The organism is Cryobacterium sp. MLB-32 (assembly GCF_000738085.1).
Taxonomy (GTDB): domain Bacteria; phylum Actinomycetota; class Actinomycetes; order Actinomycetales; family Microbacteriaceae; genus Cryobacterium.
This window is the reverse complement of sequence record NZ_JPRS01000217.1, coordinates 1-3,402: the sequence shown is the minus strand read 5'-3', so window position 1 is coordinate 3,402 and position 3,402 is coordinate 1. Positions and strand designations below refer to the sequence as shown.

The following is a 3,402-nucleotide window of genomic DNA, read 5'->3' as shown; positions in this document are numbered from 1 at the left end:
ACGAATGCCGTTCCAATGGTCACCTCCACGCGATCGTTGCTCCCCGACTCCAACAGCCAGACGCCGGGGATCGTACTCATGTAGTAGGTCTCACCTGGGGCCACGATCCCACCGGATAGGTCGGGTTCAGCCGCGATGTACGCCGCAAGATCGTTTGTAAATGATTCCCTGGCGAGGGCGTTTGAACCCACCGTGTCGGCCTCGCCAGAAGAAGGGTATGGGTATCGCTGAATCCAGCGCACAAACGACGCCGCGAATTCAACACCCCCATTGGTCGTGTGTGCCGCGGCCTTTTGAGCGGACAGAACCATGTTGGCGTCACGTGTCTCGCCGCCCAAACACCCGGTTGGCAAAGCATTCACATCTGTCGGAATGGTTGTTGGCGTGGTGGCTGACATGGAGGGCGAAGGATCGTCTGTCGGGGCGGCCGTCCCTTTTTGATTGTTGAAGTAGATGACGGTAGCCACGATGAGTGCCGTTGCGACGGCCGCGGCCCCGAGAATCCAGGGCCACGTCCGGCGGGTTGTGGGTGCTGTCGCCTGCACGCTGTTCTCCTATCCGAAGACTGCGAGGATAGCGCCGACGATGATCGCCAGGGCGGCGAGGACGCCGAGAGAGATGCCGGCCCACATCGCCTGGTTGCGGGCGACTTTGTAATCGTTGGGATTGCCGCCGCTGGACGCGCTGGCCATCTTGATGATGCCGATGATCAAGAACACGACCGCCAGGATGATGCCGATCCCCCAGACTCCGGCGAGCAGTTTCTGCCATAGCAGAGTGAATTCGGCGCCGAAGATGGTGAAGTTCGGCAGGATTCCATTGAGCGGGTTGTCGATGGAACGAACGATGGTCTGCAGGGTCTGAGTGAACATGTCGGTTCGCCTTTCGAGGGGCTATCGGACGACTTCTTGGAGAGTGCGGACGACGCTGGCTGCTGCCGCTGTGAGTGCATGCCGTGTGGGCGGGGCGAGGTGGTCGATCGTGATTTGTCCGCGTTCGGCGATGTGGGAGTCGTAGGGAATGGTGAAGATGTTGTGAATCCCAGTGTTCGCGATGATCTGATCAACGCGGGCGACGACGTGGGGGTTTTCTGGGCGGCCGTCCGTGAGACGGAGAATCGTGGCGGAGTTGGCGAGGTCGGCGGAGCGGCCTCCCGCGGAGCGGAGTACCTCGAGAAGTGCGACGACTTCGAGGACCGCGTCCCCGGCGTTGAAAACGGGGATCACGAGGACATCCGCGGTGGCGACGGCGCCTTGGAACGCTGATGATGACGGTTGGTTCCCGCTGTCCATGACGCGGATCCCAAAGTACTTGTCGACAACGCTGGCGACGGCAGTCACGTCCGCGCTGGTGAGTCGAGGGCGCCGCCTGACCGTGCCGATGACGGACGCAAACGATGTTTGCGGTGCCGTGTAGCCGGCAAGTTGCCCGGCATTGCTGATGGTGTCCACGTCGCGGACCAAGTCGCCCAGGCCGCGTGGCGGGTTTCCCTCGGCACGAAATGCGAGAGCTCCCGGGTCATCGGACACTTCCATGATGCACACGGAACCACCGCGGGCAGCGGCGAGGACACCACCGATGCCGATCGCCGTCGGGGTCTTGCCAACCCCGCCCTTCGGGTTGGCTACGAGGATGCCGACGGCCCGTGTCCACGTGGCCTGCCGAATAATCTCTTCATCACGTCGCACCTTCTCCAGCAGGTCGCGCTGGGCCTGCTCTGCTGGTCCCGGTACCATCGTGAATCCCATTCGAGAGAGGAGGCCGCGCAATCCGACCTCCGCCGGGCGCTCCGGCGCGGCAACGGAGAGGACGCCCAGGTCATGATCCGGACCGAACACGTCGAAGAGATCTGCCTCAATCCCGGCAGACATCGCCGGCGACGACGGAATCGTCCCGGGGTGAGGTGAGTCGTCGGCCTCGGTTGCGGTTGCACCGTGGACGTCGGTCGTTTCTGCTTCCGGATCCTCGTTCGCTCCCCCGCGTCCTTCGATGTAGCCCTGGGCTCGGGATGCGCCCCGAAAGACATCTGAGTCGGCGGGCGCGATGTGCTGCGGTGTGGTCTGGACTGTGCTTGCCTGAGTTTCGTTGGACACAAGCAATCTCCCTCTCTAGAACTCGAATCGGTGCTCGTCGATCACCACGATGGTGGGACGATATGAACAGGTGCGAGAGCGGGTGCCTCGGCTGACGCGTGAGGCACCCATCAGGCGATCCGCGGCCGGCTGGCCACACCCGCTTGTACGGTTAAACCGACGCTTCACCGGCACATCTCCTCTTATCGGCGGCTTCGATCCGCTTGATAAGAGAGTAATCCTCACCTCTGACATTGCCGCCAACACACCCCCACGTGCGCGAAATACATCGGGCGATTCACGATCCTGAATTGGTTTGGGCGACGCCGTTTCGACTGTTTTCGACACTCGAGTGCGTGCTGGACTAGATTCTGATTTACCAACCCGAGGGAGACAGTGTCTATGAATAATGATCTGGAGTTTCCGGATGGCGAGCTGCCCGACGACGACCCGGATATCGTCGCAGGGATGGAACGGCTACGTATCCTCCGCGAACACGAGGACGAGACACCGGACTTCTCCGCTTGGCAGAACCGCCCCAGTCATCACTGAGTCGACGACCAGCCGGTTGTCAGGCGCATATTTTTCCTGCCGGTCCGCCCGGTCCGCCATTCATTTCTCACCTGGAGTCCGCGTGCTTTTCCGGGCCGGCTCGCGGGCGATGACTTCCACGTCATCAGTCGAGCTCGTTTGCTTGTTTCACAACGACGAGCGCCCACCACGAAGCCAGACAGGCAGGCGGTGGGGGCGTCTGCGACGCTCCGAGGTAAAGGCCCAGGCGGTTGACAGCACGATAGTTTTCGTCGAGCCGGCCTGGTCGTTGAGCGATGCGGCGTTGCTCCAGATGAAGGTCCACGTTCTGGCCATGCTCCCCTCGACCGTGTCCGCTTTCGCGAGGTTATAGAGGCAGATGGCATATGTCTCAGCGACGAAGGCGTCATACAGTGCGCCAAAGGCACCCTCATCGCCAGCTGCCACCTGTTCCAGGAGCAGATGGCCGCCAGCACCGGCCCCGGGGTAGAGGGGATCGGTGTCGGCCGCAGTCATGGCTTACATCCGGAAGTGCTCATTGCGACAATCAACACGGCACCCCTTCGGGTTGGTGATTGACACCGTCGCCGCTTCTCCGGCGACAAGGTGAATATATGTCACCTTTTGGGGGGTGTCAAGATTATTGACGCTGAAAATGCGTCGAAGGCGATCCGAGGTGCACGCTGCAATCCGCGTCGAATGACTCAACTTCACGGCCTACACATCAGATCACCCCGACCGACAAGGCGGTCAGGGTGATCCAAACCAGTTCAGTCAACAATGTGTAGGGCCTGAGGAC

General features: G+C 61.5%; 4 protein-coding genes and 1 pseudogene. 1 reads left to right on the top strand and 4 read right to left on the bottom strand.

The genetic code is table 11. The features are described from left to right. The 3 genes and pseudogenes from JF66_RS16400 to JF66_RS16390 all read right to left on the bottom strand — a co-directional run. Positions 1-467: pseudogene (locus JF66_RS16400) on the bottom strand (hypothetical protein); the annotation flags it as partial. 87 nt (positions 468-554) lie between these two features. Continuing rightward, the gene (locus JF66_RS16395; protein WP_231556472.1) at positions 555-872 is read right to left on the bottom strand and encodes a pilin; all 318 of its coding nucleotides are present in this window, start codon (positions 870-872) and stop codon (positions 555-557) included. Between the two features lie 21 nt (positions 873-893). Beyond that, positions 894-2,093, bottom strand: coding sequence for a hypothetical protein (locus JF66_RS16390; protein ID WP_051973654.1), 1,200 nt, complete (start codon positions 2,091-2,093; stop codon positions 894-896). Positions 2,094-2,474: 381 nt separating this feature from the next. On the opposite strand from JF66_RS16390, the gene JF66_RS23145 reads away from it, so the two are divergent. Beyond that, positions 2,475-2,624, top strand: a complete 150-nt coding sequence (locus JF66_RS23145; RefSeq protein WP_156109861.1) for a hypothetical protein — start codon at positions 2,475-2,477, stop codon at positions 2,622-2,624. Between the two features lie 147 nt (positions 2,625-2,771). On the opposite strand, the gene JF66_RS16385 is transcribed toward JF66_RS23145, so the two are convergent. Beyond that, positions 2,772-3,119: a hypothetical protein gene (locus JF66_RS16385; RefSeq protein WP_035879702.1), complete on the bottom strand. Its 348-nt coding sequence runs from the start codon at positions 3,117-3,119 to the stop codon at positions 2,772-2,774. Positions 3,120-3,402 lie beyond the last annotated feature (283 nt).

Coding starts and splice junctions, on each gene's coding strand:
- JF66_RS16385 (WP_035879702.1), bottom strand. CDS start 3,119: ATGACTGCGGCCGACACCGATCCCCTCTACCCCGGGGCCGGTGCTGGC.
- JF66_RS16395 (WP_231556472.1), bottom strand. CDS start 872: ATGTTCACTCAGACCCTGCAGACCATCGTTCGTTCCATCGACAACCCG.
- JF66_RS23145 (WP_156109861.1), top strand. CDS start 2,475: ATGAATAATGATCTGGAGTTTCCGGATGGCGAGCTGCCCGACGACGAC.